General features: G+C 72.3%; 26 protein-coding genes and 2 pseudogenes. 14 read left to right on the plus strand and 14 right to left on the minus strand.

What is annotated here, in order from left to right:
* Positions 1-100: 100 nt before the first annotated feature.
* The 6 genes from ACIRYZ_RS30305 to ACIRYZ_RS30330 form a co-directional block, all read right to left on the minus strand.
* The gene (locus tag ACIRYZ_RS30305) at positions 101-535 is read right to left on the minus strand and encodes an SHOCT domain-containing protein (RefSeq protein WP_402950270.1); all 435 of its coding nucleotides are present in this window, start codon (positions 533-535) and stop codon (positions 101-103) included.
* An 82-nt stretch (positions 536-617) separates the two neighbouring features.
* The gene (locus ACIRYZ_RS30310; RefSeq protein ID WP_402950273.1) at positions 618-1202 is read right to left on the minus strand and encodes an NUDIX domain-containing protein; all 585 of its coding nucleotides are present in this window, start codon (positions 1200-1202) and stop codon (positions 618-620) included.
* The gene (locus tag ACIRYZ_RS30315) at positions 1199-2356 is read right to left on the minus strand and encodes a type III polyketide synthase (RefSeq protein WP_402950275.1); all 1158 of its coding nucleotides are present in this window, start codon (positions 2354-2356) and stop codon (positions 1199-1201) included. Before ACIRYZ_RS30315 ends, ACIRYZ_RS30310 begins: the two co-directional genes overlap by 4 nt.
* A 113-nt stretch (positions 2357-2469) precedes the next feature.
* Positions 2470-3678, minus strand: a complete 1209-nt coding sequence (locus ACIRYZ_RS30320) for a cytochrome P450 (RefSeq protein WP_402950278.1) — start codon at positions 3676-3678, stop codon at positions 2470-2472.
* Between the two features lie 188 nt (positions 3679-3866).
* Positions 3867-4586, minus strand: a complete 720-nt coding sequence (locus ACIRYZ_RS30325; protein WP_402950281.1) for a response regulator — start codon at positions 4584-4586, stop codon at positions 3867-3869.
* A gap of 11 nt (positions 4587-4597) precedes the next feature.
* Positions 4598-5428: a sensor histidine kinase gene (locus ACIRYZ_RS30330; protein ID WP_402950283.1), complete on the minus strand. Its 831-nt coding sequence runs from the start codon at positions 5426-5428 to the stop codon at positions 4598-4600.
* 139 nt (positions 5429-5567) lie between these two features.
* Here ACIRYZ_RS30330 and ACIRYZ_RS30335 point away from each other — a divergent pair, with 139 nt between their 5' ends.
* The 4 genes from ACIRYZ_RS30335 to ACIRYZ_RS30350 all read left to right on the plus strand — a co-directional run bounded on the left by ACIRYZ_RS30335 (position 5568) and on the right by ACIRYZ_RS30350 (position 11664).
* A complete protein-coding gene (locus tag ACIRYZ_RS30335; RefSeq protein ID WP_396249726.1) occupies positions 5568-6293 on the plus strand; it encodes an ABC transporter ATP-binding protein in 726 nt (241 codons plus the stop codon).
* Positions 6290-8599 (plus strand): ABC transporter permease, encoded by a 2310-nt coding sequence (locus tag ACIRYZ_RS30340; RefSeq protein ID WP_402950286.1) that lies wholly within the window; start codon positions 6290-6292, stop codon positions 8597-8599. Before ACIRYZ_RS30335 ends, ACIRYZ_RS30340 begins: the two co-directional genes overlap by 4 nt.
* Before the next feature lie 103 nt (positions 8600-8702).
* Positions 8703-9638, plus strand: coding sequence for a hydroxymethylbilane synthase (gene hemC / locus ACIRYZ_RS30345; RefSeq protein WP_402950289.1), 936 nt, complete (start codon positions 8703-8705; stop codon positions 9636-9638).
* A 148-nt stretch (positions 9639-9786) separates the two neighbouring features.
* Positions 9787-11664 carry a serine/threonine-protein kinase gene (locus tag ACIRYZ_RS30350; RefSeq protein WP_402950292.1) on the plus strand — a complete coding sequence of 626 codons (1878 nt, stop codon included), beginning with the start codon at positions 9787-9789 and terminating at the stop codon, positions 11662-11664.
* 125 nt (positions 11665-11789) lie between these two features.
* Here ACIRYZ_RS30350 and ACIRYZ_RS30355 read toward each other — a convergent pair whose 3' ends face one another.
* Positions 11790-12437: a CAP family protein gene (locus tag ACIRYZ_RS30355; protein WP_402950295.1), complete on the minus strand. Its 648-nt coding sequence runs from the start codon at positions 12435-12437 to the stop codon at positions 11790-11792.
* A 192-nt stretch (positions 12438-12629) separates the two neighbouring features.
* Between ACIRYZ_RS30355 and ACIRYZ_RS30360 the strand changes: the two genes are divergently transcribed.
* On the plus strand, positions 12630-13166 hold the full coding sequence (locus tag ACIRYZ_RS30360) for a hypothetical protein (RefSeq protein ID WP_402950298.1): 537 nt from the start codon (positions 12630-12632) through the stop codon (positions 13164-13166).
* On the opposite strand, the gene ACIRYZ_RS30365 is transcribed toward ACIRYZ_RS30360, so the two are convergent.
* The gene (locus ACIRYZ_RS30365; RefSeq protein WP_402950524.1) at positions 13167-13727 is read right to left on the minus strand and encodes an ArsR/SmtB family transcription factor; all 561 of its coding nucleotides are present in this window, start codon (positions 13725-13727) and stop codon (positions 13167-13169) included.
* A gap of 19 nt (positions 13728-13746) precedes the next feature.
* Between ACIRYZ_RS30365 and def the strand changes: the two genes are divergently transcribed.
* From def to ACIRYZ_RS30385, 4 genes and pseudogenes are all read left to right on the plus strand, one after another.
* Positions 13747-14340: a peptide deformylase gene (gene def, locus ACIRYZ_RS30370; RefSeq protein WP_402950301.1), complete on the plus strand. Its 594-nt coding sequence runs from the start codon at positions 13747-13749 to the stop codon at positions 14338-14340.
* A gap of 9 nt (positions 14341-14349) precedes the next feature.
* Positions 14350-15021: a class I SAM-dependent methyltransferase gene (locus ACIRYZ_RS30375; RefSeq protein WP_402950304.1), complete on the plus strand. Its 672-nt coding sequence runs from the start codon at positions 14350-14352 to the stop codon at positions 15019-15021.
* A gap of 40 nt (positions 15022-15061) precedes the next feature.
* Positions 15062-15790: pseudogene (locus tag ACIRYZ_RS30380) on the plus strand (hypothetical protein); the annotation flags it as partial.
* The gene (locus ACIRYZ_RS30385) at positions 15776-16306 is read left to right on the plus strand and encodes a GNAT family N-acetyltransferase (RefSeq protein WP_402950526.1); all 531 of its coding nucleotides are present in this window, start codon (positions 15776-15778) and stop codon (positions 16304-16306) included. The pseudogene ACIRYZ_RS30380 and the gene ACIRYZ_RS30385, both read left to right, overlap by 15 nt.
* Positions 16307-16360: 54 nt before the next feature.
* On the opposite strand, the gene ACIRYZ_RS30390 is transcribed toward ACIRYZ_RS30385, so the two are convergent.
* Both ACIRYZ_RS30390 and ACIRYZ_RS30395 read right to left on the minus strand, forming a co-directional pair.
* Positions 16361-16546 carry a DUF397 domain-containing protein gene (locus tag ACIRYZ_RS30390; RefSeq protein WP_402950307.1) on the minus strand — a complete coding sequence of 62 codons (186 nt, stop codon included), beginning with the start codon at positions 16544-16546 and terminating at the stop codon, positions 16361-16363.
* 2 nt (positions 16547-16548) lie between these two features.
* Positions 16549-17424 carry a Scr1 family TA system antitoxin-like transcriptional regulator gene (locus tag ACIRYZ_RS30395; RefSeq protein WP_402950310.1) on the minus strand — a complete coding sequence of 292 codons (876 nt, stop codon included), beginning with the start codon at positions 17422-17424 and terminating at the stop codon, positions 16549-16551.
* A 132-nt stretch (positions 17425-17556) separates the two neighbouring features.
* Between ACIRYZ_RS30395 and ACIRYZ_RS30400 the strand changes: the two genes are divergently transcribed.
* Complete coding sequence (locus tag ACIRYZ_RS30400) at positions 17557-18027, plus strand: ATP-binding protein (protein WP_402950313.1); 471 nt, start codon at positions 17557-17559, stop codon at positions 18025-18027.
* Between the two features lie 92 nt (positions 18028-18119).
* Here ACIRYZ_RS30400 and ACIRYZ_RS30405 read toward each other — a convergent pair whose 3' ends face one another.
* A complete protein-coding gene (locus ACIRYZ_RS30405) occupies positions 18120-18485 on the minus strand; it encodes an NAD-dependent epimerase/dehydratase family protein (protein ID WP_402950315.1) in 366 nt (121 codons plus the stop codon).
* Positions 18486-18603: 118 nt separating this feature from the next.
* On the opposite strand from ACIRYZ_RS30405, the gene ACIRYZ_RS30410 reads away from it, so the two are divergent.
* Positions 18604-19836, plus strand: a complete 1233-nt coding sequence (locus ACIRYZ_RS30410; protein WP_402950318.1) for a serine hydrolase domain-containing protein — start codon at positions 18604-18606, stop codon at positions 19834-19836.
* Positions 19837-19982: 146 nt separating this feature from the next.
* A complete protein-coding gene (locus ACIRYZ_RS30415; protein WP_402950320.1) occupies positions 19983-20504 on the plus strand; it encodes a hypothetical protein in 522 nt (173 codons plus the stop codon).
* A 54-nt stretch (positions 20505-20558) separates the two neighbouring features.
* Here ACIRYZ_RS30415 and ACIRYZ_RS30420 read toward each other — a convergent pair.
* A pseudogene (locus tag ACIRYZ_RS30420) lies at positions 20559-21323 on the minus strand (hypothetical protein); the annotation flags it as partial.
* Between the two features lie 85 nt (positions 21324-21408).
* Between ACIRYZ_RS30420 and ACIRYZ_RS30425 the strand changes: the two are divergent.
* The gene (locus tag ACIRYZ_RS30425) at positions 21409-21999 is read left to right on the plus strand and encodes a TetR/AcrR family transcriptional regulator (protein WP_402950322.1); all 591 of its coding nucleotides are present in this window, start codon (positions 21409-21411) and stop codon (positions 21997-21999) included.
* Here ACIRYZ_RS30425 and ACIRYZ_RS30430 read toward each other — a convergent pair.
* Positions 21996-22628 (minus strand): TetR/AcrR family transcriptional regulator, encoded by a 633-nt coding sequence (locus ACIRYZ_RS30430; RefSeq protein WP_402950324.1) that lies wholly within the window; start codon positions 22626-22628, stop codon positions 21996-21998. The genes ACIRYZ_RS30425 and ACIRYZ_RS30430 overlap by 4 nt on opposite strands.
* Positions 22629-22742: 114 nt before the next feature.
* Between ACIRYZ_RS30430 and ACIRYZ_RS30435 the strand changes: the two genes are divergently transcribed.
* Positions 22743-23486 carry an SDR family oxidoreductase gene (locus ACIRYZ_RS30435; RefSeq protein ID WP_402950326.1) on the plus strand — a complete coding sequence of 248 codons (744 nt, stop codon included), beginning with the start codon at positions 22743-22745 and terminating at the stop codon, positions 23484-23486.
* Positions 23487-23650: 164 nt separating this feature from the next.
* On the opposite strand, the gene ACIRYZ_RS30440 is transcribed toward ACIRYZ_RS30435, so the two are convergent.
* Positions 23651-25060, minus strand: a complete 1410-nt coding sequence (locus ACIRYZ_RS30440; protein ID WP_402950329.1) for an SDR family oxidoreductase — start codon at positions 25058-25060, stop codon at positions 23651-23653.
* Between the last annotated feature and the right edge of the window lie 42 nt (positions 25061-25102).

Raw genomic sequence — 25102 nt, forward strand, 5'->3', positions numbered from 1 at the left:
GGGGGGGGGGGGGGTCGCTCGGGGCGGGGGTGGCGCCGCCTCACGGGGGGGGGGGGGGGGGGGCGGCACCCCCCCCCCCGCCCCCGGCCGTCCGGTCCGGTCATACCAGGAGTCTGTCCTTGGCCTTCTGGTACTCCTCGTCGGAGATGGCGCCCCTGTCCTTCAGGTCCGCCAGCCTCGCCAGGTCATCGACATGGCTGCGGCCGCCGGGGGCGCCGCCCGCCGGTGGTGTCCCGGCCGCCGCGTCCCGGACGTAGGCCTTGAACGCGGCCTCGGCCTGCTGGGCCTGCTCGATGTCCCGCTTCCCCATGCCCGCGCCGCGCGCGATGAGGTAGGCCAGGACGCCGATCAACGGCAGGATGATCACCACGAGCAGCCAGCCCGCCTTGCCCCAACCGCCCAGGTCGTGGCTGCGGAAGATGTCCGTGATGATCTTGAACAGCAGGAAGAACCAGAGCACCCAGAGGAAAAGCTCCAGCATCGTCCAGAAGATGTTGAGCACCGGGTAGTCCAGAGCCAGCAGCTTGGTGTCCATAATCACGTGTTATCACCGCGAAGCGGACAGTGCTCTCCGATGTTCGGCCGTTCCGGTGGTCTTCGGGTCCGCCGGGACTACCTCAGCCCCGCGCGGCCCGCTCGCGCAGCTCCACCGCGAGCCCGATCAGCTCGCCCCACCAGGTGTCGTGCCCGGTGAGCAGCAGCCGCTGCGCCTCGGCGACCGGGACGGCCCGGACCTCGACCACCTGCTCGCCGTCCGCCGGATTGGTCGGCGTGGAGTCCAGCGCGACGTCGGCCCAGCCCCACAGCCAGGCCTTCTCCGGGTGTGGCTGCCACGGCCGGTACGGCACCGGGTCGTCGGTGCGGCAGCGGTGGGCGCCCAGCCAGGCCGGCTCGCCGAGCAGCCGGGCGCCGGCCTCCTCGCGCAGCTCGCGCGCCAGGCAGGCGTCGACGGACTCGTCCTGCTCCCGGGTGCCGCCGGGCAGGAACCAGTGGTCCCGGTCGTCCCGGCACAGCACCACGTCGCCGTCCGCGAAGCCGACCAGGTGGATGTTGGTGACCAGATCGTCCGGCGGCAGCACGGTGGAGAACTGCGCGTCGTAGCGGCCCCAGGCCCAGTACTGCGGCGCGTGCAGCGCGGGGAACAGGGCGGCTAGTTCGGCGGCTCTGGCGGCGGTGCCGGTGCGGTCCGTGGTGTCGGTCATTTGGTGATCGTAGTGCCGGTCGGGAAACGGTGGGGGGCGCTCGGGTGGACGAGGGTGATGCCGGAGGTGGAAACGGCGCGCGGCCGGCGGTGCGCCGGCTCGGCCGGGGCGCCGACCCAACTGCCCAGCGAGATCTCGGCGGTGATGCCCGGTCCGAAGCCGGCGATCAGCCCCGGGGTGCCCTCGGGCACGCCGCCGTCGGCGAACAGTCGGGCGAGGGCGTCGAAGACGACGGCGCTGGCGATGTTGCCGCGCTCGGTGAGCGTGGCCCGGCTGTAACGGAAGGTCGCGGGCTCCAGGTTGAGGAAGTGGCAGAGGTCGTCCAGGATGCGCGGGCCGCCCGCGTGCACGATGTAGAAGCCCAGCCCGGAGACGTCCCAGCCGTGCTGTCCGGCCAGGTCGCGCAGCGCGGGGGCGAGCATCTCCATGGTGCCGGGCACCCGCCTGTCCAGCTGGAAGTGGAAGCCGGTGTCCTTGACTCCGTACGAGATCCAGTTCTCGGTGTCCGGGACGAGGTGCGAGCCGTTGCGCTCGATGTGCACCCCGTTGCCGCCCTGCCCGCGCATCACCACGGCGGCGATCGCGTCGCCGAACAGGCCGTTGGAGAGTAGCGAGCCGACGCCGAGGTCGGTCGGCTGGTAGCAGAGCGAGCAGAACTCGCAGGCGACGATCAGCACGTTGGCGCCCGGGTAGGCGCGGCAGAAGTCGTGCGCCCGGTTGACGGCGGCGCCGCCGGCCGCGCAGCCGAGCTGGGCGATCGGCACCTGGCGGGTGTCGGAGCGGAACCCCATGGTGTTGATCAGCCAGGCGGTCATCGACGGCATCATGAAGCCGGTGCAGGACACGTAGATGATCAGGTCGATGTCCTGGGCGCCCAACTCGGCGTGGCACAAGGCGCGTTCGACCACCTCGGGGACGCGGGCCTTGGCCTCCCGCTCGTACACCCGGTTGCGGACGGTGAAGCCCGGGTGGGTGAGGGTCTGCTCGATCGGCTGGACCAGGTGCCGGGTGCGCACCCCGGTGTTCTCGATCAGCCTCAGGGCCAGGCCGAGTTGGGGGTGGTCGGCGTGCAGGGTGCGGGCCAGGTCGAGGGTCTCGTCGAGGGTGATGACGTGTTCGGGTACGGCGATGGCGGGGCGGCAGAGTGTTGCCATGGTCTCGGGTCTTCCCTGGGGGCCCGTGGCAGGCCGGTGGGCGGCCGGGGGTGGCCGGTGGATGAGCGTGGAACGGGTGCGGGCGACGCGCGGCGGTCACCGGGCGGTCGGGGTCACCAGGCGACGGGCAGCGTCTGCGGGAAGCGCCAGATCGAGCCGGAGTTCCAGTCGAGTTCGGACGGGTCGACGGCCAGGCGCAGCCGGGGGAAGCGCCGCAGCAGGGTGCCGATGGCGACCTGGAGCTCCATCAGGGCCAGGTGCGAGCCGAGGCAGCGGTGCTGGCCGTGGCCGAAGGCCATGTTGACGAGCCCGGCGTCGCGGTCGAAGTCCAGTTCGTCGGGACGCTCGTACACCGAAGGGTCCCGGTTGGCGGTGAGGTAGGAGACGTGCACGGCCTCGCCGGCCCGGATCAGCACCCCGCCCAACTCGACGTCCTCGACGGCGACCCGGGCGATGCCCACGCCCTGGCGGAACGGGATGAAGCGCAGCAGCTCCTCCAGGGCCTGCGGCAGCATGTCCGGCTGGGTGCGCAGCTTGGCGAGCTGCTCGGGGTGGGTGAGCAGGGTGTAGGTGATGTTGCCGAGCTGGTAGGTGCTGGTGTCGTGGCCGGTGACCAGCAGGACCATCGCCATGACGGCCAGCTCGTCCGCGTCCAGCAGGTCCTCGCCGTCGCGGGCGGTGGCGAGCGCACTGATCAGGTCCTCGCCGGGGTCGGCGCGGCGCTCGGCGGTGAGCCCGGCGAAGTAGGCGCGCAGGCCGGCCTTGGCCTCCTCCTGGCCCTCCCGGCTGCCCGGACCCATCCGCATCATCGCGACGGCCCAGGCGCGCAGTTGCTCGCGATCCTGCTCCGGGATCTCCAGCACCTCGCAGATGGTGGTGAGCGGGAGCCGGCTGGAGAGGAAGTGCATCACGTCGGCCGGGGCGCCGTGCTCCTCCATATCGTCGAAGTAGCCGTCGACGATCCGCTGGGTGGCCGGGCGCATCCGCTCGACCTGGCGGTTGGTGAAGCCCTGGGCGACCAGGCGGCGCAGCCGGTTGTGGGCGGGCGGGTCCATCAGGTTGATCGCCTCGGCCTGGGCGATCGCGGCGGGCGTCATCCGGGGCAGGTCGCGGCCGATGCCGGCGGCTCGGCTGAACCGGCGGTCGGTGGTGACCACCTTGACGTCCTCGTAGCGGGTGGCCAGCCAGGCCTCGCCCTCGCCGTGCGGCAGGCGGATCTTCGCGATCGGGGCCTCGGTGAGCAGCCGCTTGAGGAGGGGGTCGAACTCCAGACCGTCGGTGTGGTGGAAGGGGCAGTCCCACACGGGGGCGGTGGTGGTCACGGGCCTGTCCAATTGTCTTCGTCATGCCGGGGTGATGCCGGCCCGAACGGTTCGTCATGGTTCGGGCCTGGACACGGAGATGTTCCCCCATGGACTGGCAAAAATGTGAATCCCCCGAACTGTTCCCTCTATCGAGTGAGATGGATGATTGTCATGCGAATTGTCTTGGCAAATACGGAAGTTGACGGTCAGTTCCCGTCGCCGGGTGCGACCAGCCCGGTCTCGTAGGCGAGCACCACCGCCTGGGCCCGGTCGCGCAGGTTCAACTTGGCGAAGATCCGGGCGACATGCGTCTTGACCGTCGACTCGCTCAGGGTCAGTTCGGTCGCCAACTCGGTGTTGGACAGGCCGCGTCCGAGCAGGCCGAGCACCTCCACCTCGCGCGGGGTGAGCGGCGCGAGGTCGCGGTGCAGCCGCGGCGAGTCCGCGCCGCGGGCGGCGGGGTGCGGGGCGCCGACCGCGAAGCGCTCCACCAGGCGACGGGTGATCGAGGGGGCTAGCAGGGCGTCGCCGGTGTCCACCAGCCGTACGGCGGCGGCGAGATGGGCCGAGGTGACGTCCTTGAGCAGGAAGCCGCTGGCCCCGGCGGACAGCGCGGCGTAGACGTACTGGTCGAGGTCGAAGGTGGTCAGCATGATCACCCGGCAGTCGGGGGCCTGGGCCAGGATGCGGCGGGCGGCCTCCAGACCGTCCATGACGGGCATCCGGATGTCCAGCAGGGCCACGTCGGGCCGGTGCAGCACGGCGGCGGCCACCGCCTCGGCGCCGTCGGAGGCCTCGGCGACCACGTCGATGCCGCGCGCGGTGAGGATCATCCGAAAGCCGGTGCGGACCAGTTCCTGGTCGTCGGCGATCACCACCCGGGGGCGGCGCTGTTCGGTCTTCTCCACACGCTCTCCGTGTTCCATGGGGGCCTCCGTCACGGCCGGTCCAGCGGGATGCGGGCGCGCACCCGGAAGCCGCCGCCGAGCCGGCGCCGGGCGTCCAGGTCCCCGCCGTACACCGCGACCCGCTCGCGCAGGCCGATCAGCCCGCGCCCGGCGCCGTCCGCCTGCTTCGGTGCGGGGGTGGGCGCGCCGGAGAGCACGCTCGGCCCGCTGTTCAGCACCTCCACCCGCAGGTAGTGGTCCGCGTACCGCACCGTCACCTCGGCCGTCACCCCGTCCCCGTGCTTGAGCGCGTTGGTCAGCGCCTCCTGGATGATCCGGTACGCCGTCACGTCGATGCCGCCGGGCAGCGGCCTCGGCTCGCCGGAGATCCGGACCTCCACCGGCAGCCCGGCGAAGGCGAACCGGTCGATCAGCGGGCTCAGCCTGGTCAGGCTCGGCTGCGGCGCGAAGTCCTCCGGCTCCGGCTCCTCGCTGCCGTCCGCGGCCGGGGCGAGCAGGCCCAGCAGGTGCCGCAGCTCGGTCATCGTGTCCCGCCCGGCCGCCTCGACCGCGCCCATCGCGGCCGCCGCCTCCTCCGGCATGGTGGCCAGCACCTCGCGCGCGGCCCCGGCCTGCACCACCATCAGGCTCACGTTGTGGCTCACGATGTCGTGCAACTCGGATGCGATCCGCGCCCGTTCGGCGTCCACGGCAGCGCTGGCGGCGCTCTCGCGCTCCCGTTCCAGCAGCCAGCCGCGCTCGCCGATGGCCTCCCGGTACAGCCGCCGCGCCCGTACCAGCGCGACGCCCAGCCAGCCGGCGCCCGCGCACGCCCCGGCCGCCACCCCGACCGCCGCCCAGTCCAATCCCGTTCCCCACACGACGCCAGCTTCCCAGGTCAGTGCTTGATCGACATCATCCGGGGGTGCCGCCCCCGTACATCCCCGGTACTACGGCCGCCCGCGGTTACACCTGGGGTGGGACGCCCGGCCCGGGCCGCCGCGCCTACCGTCGTCGACCATGAGCAACGACCACGACGGGACCATCCGGCCGGACGACGCGCAGGTCGTCGTCGAGCTGTCCGGAGTGCACAAGGAGTTCGGCGACGCCAAGGCGCTCGACGGCGTCGACCTGCGGATCCGGGCGGGCGAGGCGGTCGCCGTGATGGGCCCCTCGGGGTGCGGCAAGTCCACCCTGCTGAACATGGTGGCCGGGCTGGACCGGCCCAGCTCCGGCACCGTCCGGGTGCAGGGGCAGGACCTCGGGCAGCTGAACGAGAACGGGCTGGCCCTCTTCCGCCGCCGCCACATCGGCATGATCTTCCAGTTCTTCAACCTGATCGACGACCTCCCGGCCCTCGACAACGTCGCCCTGGCCGCCCAGCTGACCGGCACCACGGCCAAGCAGGCCCGCCGCCGGGCACTGGAGCTACTGGACGAACTCGGGGTGGCGCACCGCAAGGACGTCTACCCGGCCTCGCTCAGCGGCGGCGAGCGCCAGCGGGTCGCGGTGGCCCGCGCCCTGATGAACCGCCCGGCGCTGCTGCTCGCCGACGAGCCGACCGGAGCGCTGGACAGCCGCTCGGGCGAGCAGGTGATGGACCTGCTGATCGACCTCAACCAGATCGGGCAGACCCTGCTGATCGTCACCCACGACCCCAACCTGGCCACCCGCTGCGCCAGCCGGCTGGTCGAGGTCGCGGACGGCAAGGTGGCGCGCGAGCGGATGCTGGAGGCCCAGTCGTGAGTGGTGCGGTTTGGCGTGCTTCCCGGGCGGCCGTGAAGCGCCGCCGGGTGCAGACCATCGTGATCGGGCTGGTGGTGTTCTGCTCCACCGCGACCGTGCTGCTCGCCCTCGCGGTGATCAGCGCCGCCCGGGCCCCGTTCGACGCCGCCTTCGAGGCCGAGCACGGCGCCCACGTCAGCGCCCTCTTCGACCCGGCCAAGGCCTCGGCGGAGCAACTCGCCGCCACCGCCCACCGGCCGGGCGTCGAGGCGGCGACCGGGCCCTTCGACCAGGCAGTGGTGACCATCCCCAAGGACTGGGTCGGCCACGCGCCGGGCCCGCTGACCCTGGTCGGCCGGCCCGACCCGGCGGCGGCGCCGGTGGACCGGGTGGAGGTGCTGGCGGGCCGCTGGGCCACCGCACCCGGCGAGGTGGTCATCGACACCCCGGGGGGCGGGTCGGCGAAGTACCTCGGAACGCCGCTCACCACCGACACCGGGCTGAAACTCACCATCGTCGGCTTCGCGACCGACATGAGCCAGTCCTCCGGCGGCTGGGTCACCCCCGAGCAGGCGGCCGCCCTGCACCCGACCGGCCGGCAGATGCTCTACCGCTTCACCGACGCGGCCACCGAACAGCAGCTCACCGCCTCGCTCGCCAACACCACCGAGGGCCTGCCCAAGGACGCCGTCGAGAGCGGGCAGTCCTACCTGGTGCTCAAGCAGGCCTTCTCGGCGGGCGCCGACGCCTACCTGCCGCTGATGACGGTCTTCGGCGTGCTCGGCCTCATCGTCGCCGCGCTGATCGTCGGCAACGTGGTGAGCGGCGCGGTGGTCTCCGGCTACCGGCACATCGGCGTGCTGAAGTCGATCGGCTTCACCCCGCGCCAGGTGGTCACGGTCTACCTGACCATGGTCTCGGTACCCGCGGTCGTCGGCACCGTCCTCGGCACGGCGGCCGGCTGGGCGGCCTCGTACCCGATCCTCCAGACCGCCTTCTCCGGGATCGCGACCGGCACCGCCGTGATCGAGCCGGCCGGCTGGCTGCCCGCCGCCACTCTGCTCAGCGTCCCGCTGCTGGTCGCCCTTGCCGCGCTCGTCCCCGCCTCGCGAGCCCACCGGCTCTCCGCCGCCCAGGCCATCTCGGCCGGCAGCGCGCCGCGCACCGGTCGCGGGCTCAAGGTCCAGCGCTGGCTGAGCGGCACCCGGCTGCCGCGCGCCGTCAGCCTGGGCCTCGGCCAGCCCTTCGCCCGCCCGGCCCGCACCGCGCTGACCATGGCGGCGATCGTGCTCGGCGTGGTCACCGTGACCGTGACCACCGGGGTGAGCAGCACCCTGGCCAGGTCCATGACCGCGCCGGACAGCTACACCCACATCGACGTGCAGACCAGCGCCTTCTCGGAGAACAAGATCGCGCCCCGGCTGACCCAGGAGCAGACCGAGGCGATGCTGCACGCCACCCCCGGCGCCGACCAGGTCTCCGTCCGCGGGCTGGTCCGGGTCGGCATCGTCGGCCAGCCCCAGCTGGTCTTCGCCAACTTCTACGGCGGCGACGCCATGGTCGACCACTGGCGGCTCAACGTGGTCGAGGGCCGCCCGGCGACCGGGCTGAACGAGATCGAGGTCGGGCCGGCCTTCCTGGACCAGCACGGGCTCAAGCTCGGCGACCGGATCACCCTGCTGCTGGACGGTCGGCAGACCACCGTCACCCTGGTCGGCGAGGAGGTCCAGGGCAACGCCAACGCGATCACCTCCAACGCCGCCACCGCGGCCATGCTCACCCCCGACCCGCACGTGGTCGAGTACGACGTGCGGCTCGCCGCCGGCGCCGATGCCGCGGCCTACCAGAAGGCCGTCACGGCCGCCGACCCGAGCCTGTCGACCTCGGTGGTCACACCGGGCACGGAAGGGTCGATCGTCGCGATCCAGACCTTCAGCACGACCTTCACCGTCCTGCTGTCGGTGGTCGCCGCGCTCGGCGTCTTCAACACCCTGCTGCTCACCATCCGGGAGCGCCGCCGCGACCTCGGCATGCTGAAGTCGATCGGGATGACGCCCCGGCAGGTCGTCGCGATGACGATCACCTCGGTGGCCTGGCAGGGCGTGGCCAGCGGGATCATCGGCATCCCGGTCGGGATCCTGGTGCACCGGCTGATCGCCGAGAACGTCGCGATCATCCACTTCTCCGAGTCGATGATCGACGTCTGGGGTGCCCCGCTGCTGGCCGGCCTCGCCCTCGCGGGCGTCGTGATCGCCGTCCTCGGCGCTCTCGTCCCGGCCCGCTCGGCGGCCCGGCTGCCGATCGCCGAGGTGCTGCACAACGAGTGAGCCCGGGTGGGCACACGGACGGCCGGGTGGTTCGCCGCCCGGCCTTCCGCCGCATGGCTGACGCACCGCCAACCGCCGGTGTTCGAGCGCCTATCATCGCGCCATGGCCACCGCTGAGCTGATCCGCATCGTCTCCCGCTCCTCGCCCATGGCGCTCGCCCAGGTCGAGCGGGTCCGCACCGAACTCGCCGACCTGCACCCGGGACTGCGCACCGAGGTGGTGCCGGTCACCACCTCCGGCGACCGCTGGACCGGCGACCTCGCCCGGCTGGGCGGCAAGGGCGCGTTCACCAAGGAGGTCGACGCCGCGCTGCTCGCCGGGGAGGCCGACGTCGCCGTGCACTGCCTCAAGGACGTGCCGGCCGACCGCCCGCTGCCCGCCGGTACCGTCTTCGCCGCCTACCTGCGCCGCGACGACATCCGCGACGCCCTGGTCCACCCCGGCGGCCTGACCCTGGCCGAACTCCCGCCCGGCACCCGGATCGGCACCTCCTCCGTCCGCCGCGTCGCCCAACTCGCCTCCACCCACCCGCACCTGGAGTGCGTCCCGATCCGCGGCAACGCCAACAGCCGGCTCGCCAAGCTGGCGGCGGGGGACGTGGACGCGCTGCTGCTCGCCGTCTCCGGCCTGGAGCGGATCGGCGAGCCGGAGCGGATCACCGAGGTCCTCGGCGTCGAGGAGATGTGCCCACCGATCGGCGCCGGCATCCTCGTCCTGCAGTGCCGCGAGGACGACACCGCGACCATCGAGGCCGTCACCGGCCTCGGCCACCACGACACCTGGCGCGAGGCCGCGGCCGAGCGGATGTTCCTGCACGTGCTGCAGGGCCACTGCAACAGCCCGATCTCCGGCTACGCCAAGGCCGAGGCGGACGGCCGGCTCTCGCTGCGCGGCCGGGTCTTCACCCCGGACGGCAAGCGGGTGCTGGACGCCCACGAGTGGGCGGGCGCGCTCAGCCCGGAGGACCTCGGCACCTCGGTGGCCCTGGCGCTCAAGCGGCAGGGCGCGCAGGAGCTGATCGCCTCGATCCCGCACTGAGGCCGCTTCCCGCCCCGGGGCCAGGCTTTTACCGTCGCGATCTTTTCCGGCACGCCCGCTGCTGACATGATTCGGGTTGCGCGACAAGGCAACTGACGTTGAATCAGAGAGTGCGGAACGGGCACGCCGGGGGTGGGACGTGGAGCCGTTGAGACCCACCGATCCGACGGCGGTCGGCGGCCGCTACCGGCTGCTGGCCCGGCTCGGCAGTGGCGGGATGGGGATCGTGTACCTGGGGCGCTCGCCCGGCGGGCGCCTGGTCGCGGTCAAGTGCGTGCACTGGGACCTCGCCACCGACCCGCGGTTCCGGTTTCGGTTCACCCAGGAGCTGGAGGCCGCCCGCCGGGTCGGCGGCTTCCACACCGCCCAGGTGGTCGACGCCGACCCGGACGGCGACCCGCCCTGGCTGGTCACCGCCTACATCCCCGGCCCGTCCCTGGAGGCGGCCGTCGCCACCCACGGCCCGCTGCCCGAACCGGTTCTGCGGGTGCTCGGCGCGGGGCTGGCCGAGGCGCTGGAGGCGATCCACGCGGTCGGGCTGGTCCACCGCGACCTCAAGCCCTCCAACGTGCTGCTCAGCGACGACGGGCCGCGGGTCATCGACTTCGGCATCGCCCGCGCCCTCGACGGCGCCTCGATCACCCGCACCCAGACCGTCATCGGCACCCCCGGCTACATGGCCCCCGAACAGATCGCGGGCGAGCCGGTCGGCCCGGCCTGCGACGTGTTCAGTCTCGGCCGGGTGCTCTGCCACGCCTCCGGCGGCGACCCGTACGGAGGCGGCGGCAACCCGCAGATCCTGCTCTACCGGATCCTGAACACCGAGCCGGACCTCAGCAGCGTGCCCGAGGCGCTGCGCCCGATCGTCGCCGCCTGCCTGGCCCGCCGCCCGCAGGACCGGCCCACGCCCGCCGAACTGCTGGAGCGGCTCGGGCGGCCCGCGTACGACGGGCCGACCGGCTCCTGGCTGCCGGAGGCGCTGCGGGTGAAGCCGTCGGTGCCGGAGACGCCGCTGGTGGATCCGGCGGTGGCTCCGGTGACGGGCGCCTTCGGGCCGCCCCTGCCCGTAGCGCCCACGCGGGTACCCACGATGCTGGCCGGGGACCCTTACGGGGTCGCCGGCTGGGCGTCGACGGTGCCCGCCGAAGCGGCCCGCCGGCGCCGGTTACGGCGGCTGTGGGTGCTGCTGCCGAGCCTGCTGGCGCTGGTCGCGGCGGCGGTGGCGGTGCCGCTGTACCTTACCCGCGACAAGGGCGGCAGCGGGCTGGACAACGGCGGCTTCGTGGTCGCCAAGGACGACGGCAGCCCGCCGGACTGCGTGACCGGCGGGACGACGTTCAGCGGCGTCGGCGGCACCCCCGGGGCCGCCGTGCCCAGCCAGGCCGTGCCCACGATCGTCCCCAGCGGCACGCCGCACGCGCCCGGCCTGACCACCCCGGGCGACAAGGACACCCTGACGCTGGGCAGTTCGCTGGTGCTCAACTGGGACAAGACCGGCTCTGTGTCCCGGGTCTTCACCAAGCTCGGCAACGCCGACTGGCGGCTCTCCGGCTGGCTCACCTCCGCCAACTGCACCTTCAAGCCCACCGAGGCCGGGGTCTACCAGTGGTCCGTGATCAGCTCCAACACGTCGACCGGCAGTATCGGCAGCGGTATGAGCGCCACCCGCTACCTCAACGTGCAGGCGCCCGAGAACCACTCCGTGAACCCGGTCAAGGCCGCGCCCGGGCCCCCGATCCCGGTGTTCCCGGACGACCAGGCGGTGGTCAAGGCCGGGCAGCCGGTCCTGCTGACCTGGGCCGCCTCCGGCACCACCTCCGCGGTGAGCGTCCTGCCGCCGGGCTCGCGGGACTGGGACTACCTGGCGTGGCAGAGTGCGCAGAGCGTCAGCTACACGCCGCAGACGCCTGGCACGTACGTCTGGGTCGTCTTCACCTCCGGCCCGGGCGACTGCTCCGGCGGGCCGTCCAGCAACGGGTCCTGCGTGAGCGGGGCGGGCGAGCAGCGGTTCCTGGTCGTGCAGTGACGGGGCGAGGACTTCGAAGTCGCCGGCACCGCACCGATCGACGGCGCGAACGTCCAGCAGGGCGAGCCCGGTGATTCCAGGGCGCTGCCCACGGTGGCGGGTGCCCGGCGGTGTCCGATCGGTCGCTACGACTTGGCCGGCAGGACGTTCTTGGCGTAGGCGCTTGCGGCCTCGCCCCGCACGTAGAAGTTGCCGGGCGGGGTGAAGTCGCAGACGACGAACGTGTCGTGCCAGTAGAAGCCGTCGTCGGCGGGGCCGCCTTCGCGCGCCCCACCCGCCCTCGCGCAGCCGACGGCGGTCGTGGCCCTCCACACGAGCTGGGTGAAACTGCTCGTCTCGTCGGCTTGGTCGGGGCCGGGGTTGTTGAAGTCGTAGTGCCCGGCTTGGCCGTACCAGCTCTCCACGGCCTCCTTGCAGGTGCTCGGCGTGTACGGCGTGTTCGGGTCACGGGTGCCGCGCGAACCCGAGTAGAGGCTCTCGCCGTACCCCTGGGCCAGGCCGTCGTGGTTGAAGCTGCCCGGCTGCGAACTCCTCAGCGCCCGGGTCTTGGCGTAGTCCACGGCCTTCTGGTCGATGGTGAGCGGCGGTGCCTGGTGCTTGGTCCGGTAGGCGTTGATCGCGGTGAGGCATTCGTTCTGGAAGTCGGAAGTCGTCTGATCCGACATGGTCCGCAGGGACTGTCCGTCGGCCCACACGGGCTGTGCTGCCGTCATCATGGCCATGGTCGCCGCGGCTGCGGCGAGGACGCTCCTGCGGATCGGACGTGTGGTCAAGGCGTTCTCCTCATCCCGTCGATGTCGCCGATCTGCTCAACGCGGCAGGAGGCGCCAGGACACGAGGATCCACAGCCGGATGGCTCGACGGACCGCAGTCGTCCGGAGCCCGGCGAGTCCCGTCCCGGATCCGTCGTGATGCGGCCGGCCTCGGCGCAGAACCGAGCGGGTGTTCGGGGCGTCCGTTGAGGCGTGATCAGTGCGGTGCTCGGCGGGATGCCGATGTTCTGGCCCGGGCTGCTGCTCTCGCTGGTGCCGGCGGCTCTGCTGAACCGGCCGGTGGGGTGGCTGCTGCGGGCCCACTGGGTGGTGGGCTTCCTGCTGCTGCTCGGACTCGGCGGGGTGGTCGTGGCGACCCTGCTGCCGGAGGCGTTCCGGCTGTCGGAGGACGCCGTGCGGCACTGCACGGTGCGGGGCGGGCGGCCGCGCTCGCCGCACGAACTGCTGCACGTGCGGCACATCGAGCTCAAGCTGGCGACCTACGCCCCGGTGGGCTTCGCCGCCGCCCTGGCCGGGACCAGGCGGCGGGCGGCGGTGGCGCTGCTGGGTGCCGCCGTGCTGCCGCTCGCGGTGTCGGCGCTGCAGTACGCGGTGCCGGTGATCGGGCGGGCGTGCGATGTGCAGGACGTCTGGGACGGGCTGCAGGGCGTCGTGCTGGGGGCGGCGGTGGGCCTGGTGGTCGGGCCGGTGTTGCGGGCGGTGACCAGGGGTCGTTCCCGGGTGGCCTGATCACTGGTCGAGCAGCGGGAAGAGCCGGGCCACGGCGGCGACCGGACGAGCGCCGACGGGCCGCGCGCCCGGGTCGGTGTCCCGGTTGCGGTAGCGGGCGAGCAGCTGCCGTACGGCGTCGCCGACGGCGGTCAGTTCCTCGGGGGTGAGGTGGACGACGGCGCTGAACGCCTCGTCCTGCTGCCATTCGGCCGGGGCTTCGGTACGCCGGGCGAGCCAGCGCTGGTAGCTCTCGTCCTCCAGGCCTCGGGCCAGTTCGCCGAACCCGGCGTCGTCGGACGCCGGTTGGTCCTGCGGCAGCCGCCACGGCCGGGCCCGTCCGTCGACGGCCGGCGCCTCCTCGATCAGCCCGTACCGGGCCAGCTGCCGCAGGTGGAACGAGCACAGGCCCGAGCTGTACCCGAGCCGGGCGGCGGCCTCGGTGGAGGTGAGGGTGCCGCGTTCGGCGAGCAGGTCCAGCAGGGCGGTGCGGACGGCGTGTTCGGGGAGGGCGCCGTTTCTGGCGAGGTCTTCGGTCACTTTGCAAAGTCTGCTACTTTGCAAAGTCGACAGCAAGTCCATCGAGATCAAGGGAGCGTCAGTGTCCGAGCTGCGCGAACGTCCGACCGTCCTGCGGATCACCGAGGTGGGAGAGGAGATCCTCCGTCGCACCTGCCGCACGGCGACCGAGGAGGACTTCGGCAGCGAGCGCCTGGCCCGGCTCATCGAGTCCATGTTCACCACCATGTACGTCGCCGACGGCTGCGGCCTCGCCGCCAACCAGGTGGACGTGGACCTGCGCCTGTTCGTCTACGACTGCACCGACGAGGACGGCGTCCGGCACGTCGGGCACGTGCTCAACCCGGTGGTCGAGGAGCAGGAGCCCGGCCGCCGCCTGGTCGAGGACGTCGAGGGCTGCCTGTCCGTCCCCGGCGCCAACACCCAGCTCGCCCGCCCCGCCCACGCGGTGGTGCACGGCGTCGACCAGCACGGCGAACCCGTGACGATCGAGGGCACCGGGTACTTCGCCCGCTGCCTCCAGCACGAGACCGACCACCTCAACGGCGGCCTCTACATCGACCGGCTCTCCGCCCGCGACCGCAAGCGGATGATGAAGCAGACCGCCGACCGTCGGGAGAAGGTGTTCGCAGAGCGGGCCGCCAAGGCCGCCGAATTGGCTGAGGCCGACCGCTAGGGTGGCGCGGTGACCGCCGAACCCGCCCACCTCGCCGCCGTCCGCGAGTCGTACGACACCGTCGCCGCCGACTACCTCCGCCTCGTCGTCCCGCCCGAGCGCATGGACCCGGTGTCCCGGGCGATGCTCGCCGCCTTCGCCGAACTGGTCCGGGAGTCGGGCGGCGGCGAGGTCGCCGACCTCGGGTGCGGGCCGGGGCGGGTGACGGCGTACCTGGACGGATTGGGACTGTCGGCCTTCGGCGTCGACGTGTCGGGCGAGATGATCGCCCTGGCCCGCCGGGCGTATCCCCGACTGCGGTTCACCGTCGGCTCGATGGCCGCCCTGGACGTCGCCGACGCAAGCCTGGGCGGCATCCTCGCCTGGTACTCCATCCACCACACGCCGCCCGAGCAACTCCCGCAGCTCTTCGCCGAGTTCGCCCGCGTCCTCGCACCCGACGGCCACCTGCTGCTCGGTGGCCACGTCGGCGACGCCCAGCTGCGCCCGGCGACGGGGTACGGCCACCCGGTGTCGTACGCCTCGCACCTGGTGCCGGCCGACCGCCTGGTCGCCCTGCTGGAGCAGGCCGGTTTCACCGTCACGACCCGCCTGGAGCAGCCGCACCCGCAGAAGGTCGACCGCTCGTACGTCTGTCTGCTGGCGCGGCTGGGAACAGTCGGCCACCGCCCTGCGGATTAATCAACGCGCCCTCTGGAGACGGGGTTGTAGGCTGCCCGCCATGCCTCCGCACCCACTCACGTACGAGGCCTTCCTCGAAAGGGCCACCGCGGACCCCGACGTCCTCGGGCTCGTCCTCAAGGGATCGCAGACCCATGAGGGCATGGTCACCGACCACTCCGACCACGACGTCCACCTCGTCCTCGCCGACGGCACGACCACCGACCTGGCCGCCCTGGACGGCCACCGCAGTGCGGAGTTGGACGTGGTGGTGACCACGGTGAACGGGCTGCGCGGGTGCGGCGGCCTGGAGCGGTACGCCCTCTCCCGGGCCCGCGTCCTCCTCGATCGGACCGACGGAGAGATCGCGGAGATCCTCGCGGCGAAGGGCCGGCTCGACCCCGATGAGGCGCACCGCGCCGCCGCCGACTGGCTGGACGCTTACGCCAACTGGCTGTACCGATCGGTGAAGAACGCCCGCGACGGGCACGGGTTGGCCTCCCGTCTCGACGCGGCGGAGAGCCTGGGACACCTGCTCGAACTGCTCTTCGCGCTCGACCGCAGGCCCCGCCCGTACAACAAGTACCTGGCTTGGGAGTTGGAGCGGCATCCGTTGTCGGGCTGGGACACCGGCGCGTTGTTGGAGGCGATCGACCGGATCCACGCGACCGGGGACGTGGGCGAGCAGCGGCGGCTGTTCGCCCGGGTCGAGGCCAGGGCGCGGGCGGCCGGCCACGCGTCGACGCTGGACGCCTGGGGCGATGACCTGGCCTTGATGCGCCCCGCTGCGGGCGAAACGGCGAACGGCTCCCTCGTGCTCCCCGCGAACGTGCGGGACCTTCGGTCCGGGGATCTTCCGGCGTGCACCTGGTCCGGCTCGGCGCTGCATCTTCTGGCCGTCGAGCGGGAGTTGGAGCGGGCGGCGGCCGGCGCGGTGGACTACCTGGCCGTGTGCACGCCCGCCGATCTGCCGGTGGCGATCGGCGGCGTCGACTACCAGGCCATCGAGGGAGCCGGGTACCTGTGGCAGCTCGCCGTGCACCCGGCACTGCAATCGCTGGGCCTGGGAACGCTGCTGATCCGCGCCGCCGAACAGCGGATCAGGGCGCGTGGCCTGCGGTGGGCCGAACTCGCCGTGGAGGAGGACAACCCCCGGGCCCGCGCGTTGTACGAGCGGTTGGGCTACGTGGCATACGACCGCAAGCCCGACGCGTGGGACGAGGAAGGGCCCGGCGGGGAGATCCGCCGTTACGAAACGATGTGCTTCCTCATGCGGCGGGAGCTGGAGAGCGTGCGAAGTCGATGACGGTACGTCAACGGCCCGCCGCGCGGACGGCGGTGGGCCGTTGAGGGGGGCCGTTCAGACCTCGGCGGTCGCGGCGAACTTCACGAACGCCTTCCACGCCTCCGGCGCGAACGCCAGCTGCGGGCCGCTCTTGTCCTTGGAGTCACGGACGTGGACGACGCCGGGGGTGTCGGCGACCTCGACGCAGTTGGCGTCCTCGTTGGTGCTGTAGCTGCTCTTGAACCACGCAAGCTCGGCCATGCCTACCGCTCTCCCAGAATCGCTTCGATCAGGGCCAGGGACTCCTTCAGCCCCAGGGCCTGGGCTCGGATACTGCTGTACCGTGCGGCCATATTACGGACTTCCGCCGGATCCGTGATCAATCGATTCACGTGCTGCGCCGCCGCGTAGCCGATCTGCGGCCTGCCGCCGGGCGGAGTGAGAAGCGCGAACGAGCCGCCCATTCCCGCGTGGTTCATCCGGTCGAGCGGCATGACCTGGAGTTCGGGGCCTCGCATCTGTCCGATCTTGAGAAGGTGCTGGAGCTGCTCCTTGTGGACGTCCCATCCGCCCAGGGGGCGTCGGAGGACGCTCTCGTCGATCACCCATGTGATTACCGGCAGGGGCCAGCGTGCCAGGATTTCCTTTCGGGCCAGCCGCACCGCCACCCACTCGTCGATCTTCTCGGGCGAGAGCAGCGGTCGACGCATCTCGTACAAAGCGCGGATGTACGCCTCGGTCTGGAGTAGCCCCGGGATCACCATCGTGCTGTAGTCGTGGATCTCGATGGCCCGGTTCTCCTCGACCGTGAAGGCCTTGGAGAAGGCCGGGTGTCGCTCGCTGACCCGGATCTTCGCCTTCATCACGTCGTCTGCGACGATCTTCAACGCGCCACGCGCGTCGAGGAGTTCATCCACCACCGACAGGTACTCGATTCTCGGGGTCCGGACACCTCGCTCGATCGCTCCGACCAGGTCCTCGCTGTAGCCGGTCATCTTGGCCAGCTGCTTCTGCGTGATGCCGGCCCGCTCGCGGAAGAGCTTGATCAGCTTCCCGACCGCGCTGTAGAACTCCGCGACCCCGTCCGAGTTCTCCGCCGTCTCACCGTCATCGAACACCGTGCGCTCGACGCCACCCATGGCGATCACCCACCCTTTTCGATCGATTGATCCGAGTCACCCGACAGGCGCACCCTCCGCGTCCGTACACGCACTCTCCGTGCCCGCCGAAGCAATAGTCAGGGTACGTCCGCACCGCCACGCTTTTCTCCCATGACGACCGAAATCCCCCTCGACAGGCCTCGCAGCCACACCACCACCCTTGCCGCCACGCCCAAGGGCGCCGCGATCTGCCGCCGCATCGCCCGACGTCAACTCACCGTCTGGGGAATCAACTTCAGCCACACCGAGCCGTTCTACTCCGCGCTCCTCATCGTTGCCGAGCTGGCCGCGAACGCGATCTCGCACGGACGTGTTCCGGGGCGCGGCTTCGAGCTGCACCTCGCGCTCACCACCACCGTGCGCCGGGGCACCACCCTTCGCATCGAGATCAGCGACCCCAGGGGCGACAGGCTTCCCGCCCTCCCCACCGCCCACCTCCCCAACGCCCAGTCCGGCCGGGGCCTCACCCTCATCGACGCCCTCGCCGACCGCTGGGGCACCATCCCCCGCCATCCCAATTCGAAGAGCGTCTGGGCCGAACTCGACCTCCCCACCGTGACCACCGCCCCCGATGCCCCCTGAACCCCGCCATAGCGAAGCCCTGGGCAGCGCGACCCTCTGCACCCTCCTCCCCTTCGCCCTCCTCCTCGCGTTGCTCGCCTGGGCCTACCCCCTCACCGCCGGTCACCACCAAAACCACCGCACCCCGCAGCCCACTTCGAGCCCCACCGCCACCCCGTAGAACAAGAGGAGAGGGAAGTCGGCCCCGCGACTTCCCTCTCCTCAGCCGCGCTGGCCCTGCTGTCCGAAGCAGGCGCTGGTCGGTGCGTTGCCGCCACCACGGACGTGTCGGCGGAGGGCAGGCGGTCGACGCCGACGACCGGGCGGCCCGCGCCTCTCAGCCGGCGCACGATCGCCGAGCCGACCAACCCGGCGCTGCCGGTCACGGCGACATGCCTCGGCTGCTGCATCGTGAACACTTCCCAGGGTGAACTGAGACGGCATGACCTGCCCTCTTGAGTCCAGGAGTTCCGGGTCATCCCTGACAGAAGATCAGGGGATCACAGGGCCAAACCCCGATGATCTTGGCGCCCGGGTTCGGGAGACTCTTCGTGCCGGCCGGGAAACGAACCGGCCCGGATGACGATCAGTCTGGAGATGGACCGCACTGTGAACGCCTACACGCACCGCACCCGTTGGGCCGTTGTCGCCGCCGCCGGCGCCCTGGCGGCCGCGCTGACGGTCGGGGCGAGCGCGCCCGCCCTCGCCGCGACGCCCGCCACCCCGTCCGCCGGTGCGTCCGCTTCGGCGAGTGCGTCCGTGCTGCCGCCGCTCGACCCGGCCCCTATCCGGGCAGCCCTCGCCAAGCGGCCCGCCGCCGACGTCTCCGCCGCCTTCGTGCGCGTCACCGGTTCCTCCGGGCGCTTCGAGGGCACCTCGGCGGAGGACGGCGCGGACGTGGACCCGCAGGGCAGGTTCCGGGTCGGGTCGATCTCGAAGGTCTTCACCGCCACCGTCGTCCTCCAGCTCGCCGCCGAGGGCCGGATCGACCTGGACGCCACCGTCCAGCAGTACCTCCCGGACTTCCCCTACGCCTCGGTCAAGGTCGGCCAGCTGCTGAACCACACCAGCGGACTGCCCGGCGGCTCCAACGCGCCCTGGGGCGACGGCACCACCACCTGGTTCGAGGCTCACCGCTTCGACTCGTTCACCCCCGAGCAGGTCCTCGCCACGATGGCCGGCCAGCCGTTGGGCTTCCAGCCCGGCACCGCCCAGCAGTACAACGGCATGAACACCTTCGTCGCCGGGCTGATCGTCGAGAAGGTCACCGGCAACAGCTACGCCGACGAGCTGAGCGAGCGGATCATCCGCCCGCTCGGCCTGCACGACACCTCCCTCCCGGACGCCGACGACCCGGAGCTGCGGCACCCCGCCACCCACCCGTACCTGACCGTCCCCGACGCGGACGGCGGCTCGCACCGCGTGGACGTGACCGAGCAGAGCCCCTGGCCCTGGGCCGAGGGCGGCATGATCTCCAGCGCCCCCGACCTGGACCGCTTCATGACCGCTCTGTTCCGGGGCCGCCTCCTCCCGTCGGCCGAGCAGGAGAAGCTGTTCACCGTCCCCGACGTGCCCGTCGCCGATCACAGCAGCCACTGCCCGGGCGGCAAGGCGTGCATGAGCATGGGGCTTGAGCGCCTTGAGGCCAACGGGGTGGTGGCCTGGGGCAAGACCGGTTCCCGCCCCGGCTGCACCAGCGGCGTCTTCGCCACCCGCGATCTCGCCCGCAAGGTCGTGTACTCGGTCGACCCGACCGCCCTGAACGGCGCCGAGACCCCGTACGCCCTCGGGCTCCTGGTCACCGCCTTCGGCCTGGGCGCCAAGGCCTGACGGGGTGACAGCTCTGCGGGCCCGCCGGAGCCGGGCGGGCCCGCACGCCTCCACCTGTGTGACGAGCGGCAGTTGGCTCCCGCGGGGGAGGGGGACGGTCCCCGCGGTGGAGGCGGGGCCGGGGCGGCGTCGGCGAGGGTGGGCCCATGCTGAAGAACATCCCGGTCGGTGACACCGAACGCCCCGTCCCCCGTTGGGCCCTGCGCCTCGCCAAGGCGCTGCCGTTCGTCCTCCTGCCGCACTGCCTGTGGCGGCTGCCGTTCGCGTTCGACTTCCGGATGGGCACCGTCGACCCGAACGCCGGGTCGTACGTCTGGTGGTTCACCCCGTACGTGTTCGCTCTGAGCCTGATCACCGAGGCGCTGGCGCTGCTCACCCTGGGGATGGTCAGCGGCTGGGGCGAGGTGTTCCCGCGCTGGGTGCCGTTCCTGCGGGGGCGCCGGGTACCGCCGCTCGGGCCGCTCGTCGCGACGGTGCTGGGCGGGCTGGTGCTGTTCGGCCTGTTCGGGCTCCAGCCGCTCGCCTGGATCGGCGTGGTGGACGAGGTCGGGTTCAGCAACGGGTGGTGGGAGGCCCTATACCGGGTCTGTATCGGCCCCGCGATGCTCTGGGGTCCGATCACCATCGCCCTCGGCATCGCGTACTACCGTCGCCGCCGCACCGCTTGAACTCGGTGGGCGCAGGAAGTCGGACCGGCCGACTTCCTGCGCCCACCGGGGGCGTCAGTGCGTCCGGTAGTAGTCGCCGACCGCCGTGAAGGCGTCCTTCCGCTCCCAGGGGAGGCCGGGGCGGTCCTCGTGGACCTTGACCACGCCGTAGCTGGCCAGGTCGAGGTCCTCGCGCGGGTCGCCGTCCGGGCGGTGGACGAAGTCGTACAGCGCGAAGGTGAACACGAAGGCGGCGTCGATCCCACCGGTGTCGAAGGCCTCCAGCAGCTCGCGTACGTACGCGGCCTGTCCGGGCTCGTCGCGCTCGTAGGCGGCGTCGAGGCGCACCGGTCCGTCGGGGCCGTACTCGACGATCTCCAGGCCGAGCGCGCCCCGGTCGCCCGCACCGCGGTAGGTGGCGGAGCCGAACTCGGTGATGGCGACGGGCTTGCCCTGAGCCGTCAGGTCGCGGACGCCGTCGGCGAAGCGGGCGGCGGTCTCGGCGGAGCGGTAGAGGTCGAGGGAGACGACGTCGAAGGGCGTCCAGTCGACACGTTCCAGCGGGACGGCGGCGTAGGTGACCGGGCCCTCGAAGTGCTCGCGGACGGCGGCCACGGCCGTGCGGAGGAAGGCGTTGACCTTGCCGCTGACCGCGCCGATGTGCTCCCGTACCGCCTCCGGCCGGGCGAGCAGCGCGATCCGCTCGTCCGTGGTGTCGCCGGGCAGGAAGCCCGGGTTCATCAGGCTGAGCTCGGCGCCGGCCACGAACACCACCTCGGCTCCGCGCCGCCGCAGCCGTTCCGCCCGCCCGGCGCAGTCGGCGAACAGTCGCAGCATCTCGGGATGGCAAGAAGGATGGGGCGGTACGGGGCCTTCGTGGCGAATCGAAAATTTACGGTACGCCGAGTACCGTAGTTGCCGTTGGTTGGCCGGGCAGACGCGGCGGCGCGGGGCGGCGCTGGAGGAGGCGATCCTCCAGGCGGCGGTCGCGGAGTTCGCCGAGTCCGGGTTCGCCGGGCTGACCATGGACAGGGTCGCCGCCCGCGCGGGCACCAACAAGAACGCCATCTACCGCCGTTGGCCGAACCGAATCTCCCTCGGCATCGCCGCCTACAAGCGGCTCGCCAAGGCCGCGCCGCTCCCCGACACGGGTGAACTGCGCGGCGACGTCCTGGAGTTGCTGCGCCAGGCGAACCGGCACTGGAGCTCGCCGCTCGGCGGGGTGCTGCGTGACCTGCTGGCCGCGGCGGGCGGCGCGGCGGAGGTCCTGGCGCAGTTGCAGGACCAGTCCGGCGACGCGGCGGCCGCGCCCTGGCTCACCGTGCTGGGGCGCGCCGTCGCCCGCGGCGAGGCGGCGCCCGAGGCGCTGCACCCGAGGGTGGCGACGGTGGCGATCGTGCTGCTGCGCAACGAGTTCGTCGTGCGCGGTGTGCCGACCGCGCCCGACGACGTCCTGGTGGAGATCGTGGACGAGGTGTACCTGCCGCTGGTGCGGCGGCGGGGCGAGCCCGGTTAGTCCTTCCCGGTTCCCGGTCGGTCGTTCCCCGTGATGAGGGTGTCGGTCAGCCGCTCGGCGACGGCGTCGTCCAACGGGCCGTGCCCGAGCAGGAAGCGGTACCAGAACACCCCGTAGACCTGGTCCACGATCAGGTCCAGGTCGGCGTCCCCGGCCAGTTCGCCGCGCTCGCGCCCCCGGGAGAGGAGCTCGCGCAGCTCGGTCCGGCGGGTGGCGGTGAAGCTCTGCATCAGCTCGGCCAGGTGCGGGTCGCGGGCGGCCTCGCGGGTGAGGGTGCGCAGCGCGGAGGCGGTGGTGCCGCGCTGGGCGGCGTCGAAGGTGTCGGCGATGAAGGCGCGCAGGTCGGTGCGCAGGGCGCCGGTGTCCGGGCCGGGGACGTCCTGGTCGGCGCGGTCGGTGAGGGCGTCGAGCAGGACGGCGCCCTTGGAGGGCCACCAGCGGTAGACGGTCTGCTTGCCGACGCCCGCCGTGCGGGCGATCGCGTCGACGGTGACGGGCGTGCCGTCGGACTCGGCGAGCAGGAGCAGCGCGGCGTCCAGGATCGCGCGGTGGGCGGCCTCGTTGCGGCGGCGGCCGGTGTGCGGGCGCGCGGACGGGTTCTGCTCGGCTCGGGGGTTGGTCTCGCTCATGGTGGTGTCCCTTTCTTCCCGCCTCGCTTGACAAGACTATAAGTCTCGGCAAGCATCATTGTCGGAACCAGCGGTCTCGACAAGAATTCGACCAAGCCGGAAGGGCCCAGCGCCATGAGCACTGCATCGAACCTCTTCGCCGGACAGCGCGTCGTCGTGATGGGTGGCAGCTCCGGCATCGGCGAGGCGGCCGCCACCGCCTTCGCGGCGGACGGCGCCGAGGTCGTGATCACCGGCCGCGACCGCGGGAAGCTGGACGCCGCCGTCACCCGGATCGGCGGCAAGACCACCGGTCAGCAGGTGGACGCGACCGATCCGGCCGCCATCGCGGCCTTCTTCGCCGAACTCGGCACCGTCGACCACCTGGTGGTCGCGGTCAGCGGTGCGGCCGGCAGCGGGCCGTTCGCCCGGCTCGACCTGGCCGACCTCGCCACCGGCTTCAACGCCAAGTTCTGGCCGCAGGTCCGGGTCCTGCAGTCGGCGCTGCCGCACCTGCGTGAGGACGGCTCGGTCACCCTGATCACCGCCGCCTCCGCCCGCGCCGCCATCCCCGGCACCGCCGGTCTGGCCGCCATCAACGGTGCCCTGGAGGCGATGGTCCCGCCGCTGGCCGTCGAACTCGCCCCGCTGCGGGTCAACGCCGTCTCGCCCGGCGTCGTCGACACCCCGTGGTGGGACCGCGTGCCCGCCGAGCAGCGCACCGCGCTCTTCGACGGCCTCGCCGCCACCACCCCGGTCGGCCGGGTCGGCCGCCCCGAGGACGTCGCCCGGGCGATCCACATGCTGGCGGCGAACACCTTCGTCACCGGAATCGTCCTCGACTGCACCGGCGGGGCCAACCTGCCCACCGGCCGCTGAGCACGCCTGAGCACGCCTGAGTGCACCTGAGCACACCACGACGGCCCGGCCCGGGAATCGCTCCCGGGCCGGGCCGTCGTGGTGAACTGTTCGTCGTGGTGGCGGACGTCGTCCTGGCGTCGAGCCTTCTGCTGTGCTCCTACCGTTCCGCTACGCCCGGCCCGTCACCACTCCGCCACCCGGTAGTCCTTCAGGAACACCCCCGACACCGGGTGCCCCGCCTCGCCGCGCACGATCGGGTCGTACACCCGGGCCGCGCCGTCCACGATGTCCAGCGGGGTGCGGAAGCCCTGGGCGGCGATCCGGGTCTTCTTCGGGGCCGGGTTCTCGTCGGTGATCCAGCCGGTGTCGACGGCGCACATGTGCACGCCCCGGCTGGCGAGTTCGACCGCGCTGGTGCGGGTGAGCATGTTGAGCGCGGCCTTGGCCATGTTGGTGTGCGGGTGGCGCGCGGTCTTGTTGCGGACCGCGAACCGGCCCTCCACCGCCGTGACGTTGACGATGTAGCGGGCGGGGCGCGGGGAGGCGAGCAGCAGCGGCAGCAGCCGGTCGCAGAGCAGGGCCGGGGCCAGGGCGTTGACCAGCTGGGTCTCCAGCATCTCCGCCGGGTCGAGCGAACCGAGCGTGGCGGACCAGGAGTTGGCGGGTGCGAGGTCGGGCAGCAGTCCGGCCTCGTCGGTGAAGTCCAGCAAGGACCCGGCGCCCGCCGGAAGTTGGGCGGCGGCGCCGGAGAGCGGCCGGAAGCCGGGGGCATGGGTGATCGCCCGGCGGTCGGCCGCAGGCAGCGCGGTGGACTCGCCCGCCGTCAGCAGGGCGTACGACTGCGGCGGACGGCGCAGGGTCTGTGCGGCGTTGTTGACCAGGATGTCCAGCGGGCGGCCGTCCGCCCGCAACTCCTCGGTCAGCCCCAGGACCTGGCGCGGGTCGCGGAGGTCGATGCCGACCACGGTCAGCCGCTCCCACCACTGCTCGCTGCCCTCGGCGGAGCGGAAGCGGCGGACGGTGTCCTGCGGGAAGCGGCTGGTGGTGATCAGCTCGGCGCCGTCCCGTAGCAGCATCAGCGCGAGTTGGAAGCCGATCTTCACCCGCCCGCCGGTGAGCAGCGCGCGGCGCCCGCGCAGGTCGGTGCCGAGGGAGCGGCGGGCGGTGTTGTCGGCCGCGCAGTCCGGGCAGAGCATGTGGTAGAAGCCGTCGACCTGGCGGTAGGTCTGTTTGCAGACGTAGCAGCGGTGCGGGATCTGCAGCTCGCCGGCCGGTCCTCCGGTGGTCGGGGCGAGCGGCGCGTCCTCGAGGCGGTGCCGGCCGCCGGTGGCGGTGGTGGCGAGCAGCTCGGCGTCGGCCTGCCGGACGGCCTGCTTGGCCTCCTGGCGGCGGCGCTTGCGGCTCTCCACGACGAACGAGCTGAGCTGGCGCTCGGCGTGCAGTCGGGTGCGGTCGTGGGAGGGGAGTGCGCGCAGCCGGCCGAGGGTGTGGCTGAACGCGGCGAGTTCCTCGGGGGTGAGGCCCGCCGCGCAGGCGGCGTCGCCGGTCGGAAAGATCGTGTTGAGCTGGTCGTGGTCGTCCCGGACCGTCATGTCCGCCCCCTCGTGCCGTACAGGTTTGAGGGACTGTAATCG

The organism is Kitasatospora sp. NPDC101155, assembly GCF_044768305.1.
In the GTDB taxonomy this organism is placed as follows: domain Bacteria; phylum Actinomycetota; class Actinomycetes; order Streptomycetales; family Streptomycetaceae; genus Kitasatospora.

Coding starts and splice junctions, on each gene's coding strand:
- ACIRYZ_RS30305 (WP_402950270.1), bottom strand. CDS start 535: ATGGACACCAAGCTGCTGGCTCTGGACTACCCGGTGCTCAACATCTTC.
- ACIRYZ_RS30310 (WP_402950273.1), bottom strand. CDS start 1,202: ATGACCGACACCACGGACCGCACCGGCACCGCCGCCAGAGCCGCCGAA.
- ACIRYZ_RS30315 (WP_402950275.1), bottom strand. CDS start 2,356: ATGGCAACACTCTGCCGCCCCGCCATCGCCGTACCCGAACACGTCATC.
- ACIRYZ_RS30325 (WP_402950281.1), bottom strand. CDS start 4,586: ATGGAACACGGAGAGCGTGTGGAGAAGACCGAACAGCGCCGCCCCCGG.
- ACIRYZ_RS30335 (WP_396249726.1), top strand. CDS start 5,568: ATGAGCAACGACCACGACGGGACCATCCGGCCGGACGACGCGCAGGTC.
- hemC (WP_402950289.1), top strand. CDS start 8,703: ATGGCCACCGCTGAGCTGATCCGCATCGTCTCCCGCTCCTCGCCCATG.
- ACIRYZ_RS30365 (WP_402950524.1), bottom strand. CDS start 13,727: ATGGACTTGCTGTCGACTTTGCAAAGTAGCAGACTTTGCAAAGTGACC.
- ACIRYZ_RS30385 (WP_402950526.1), top strand. CDS start 15,776: ATGCGCCCCGCTGCGGGCGAAACGGCGAACGGCTCCCTCGTGCTCCCC.
- ACIRYZ_RS30390 (WP_402950307.1), bottom strand. CDS start 16,546: ATGGCCGAGCTTGCGTGGTTCAAGAGCAGCTACAGCACCAACGAGGAC.
- ACIRYZ_RS30395 (WP_402950310.1), bottom strand. CDS start 17,424: ATGGGTGGCGTCGAGCGCACGGTGTTCGATGACGGTGAGACGGCGGAG.
- ACIRYZ_RS30400 (WP_402950313.1), top strand. CDS start 17,557: ATGACGACCGAAATCCCCCTCGACAGGCCTCGCAGCCACACCACCACC.
- ACIRYZ_RS30405 (WP_402950315.1), bottom strand. CDS start 18,485: ATGACCCGGAACTCCTGGACTCAAGAGGGCAGGTCATGCCGTCTCAGT.
- ACIRYZ_RS30410 (WP_402950318.1), top strand. CDS start 18,604: ATGGACCGCACTGTGAACGCCTACACGCACCGCACCCGTTGGGCCGTT.
- ACIRYZ_RS30415 (WP_402950320.1), top strand. CDS start 19,983: ATGCTGAAGAACATCCCGGTCGGTGACACCGAACGCCCCGTCCCCCGT.
- ACIRYZ_RS30430 (WP_402950324.1), bottom strand. CDS start 22,628: ATGAGCGAGACCAACCCCCGAGCCGAGCAGAACCCGTCCGCGCGCCCG.
- ACIRYZ_RS30435 (WP_402950326.1), top strand. CDS start 22,743: ATGAGCACTGCATCGAACCTCTTCGCCGGACAGCGCGTCGTCGTGATG.
- ACIRYZ_RS30440 (WP_402950329.1), bottom strand. CDS start 25,060: ATGACGGTCCGGGACGACCACGACCAGCTCAACACGATCTTTCCGACC.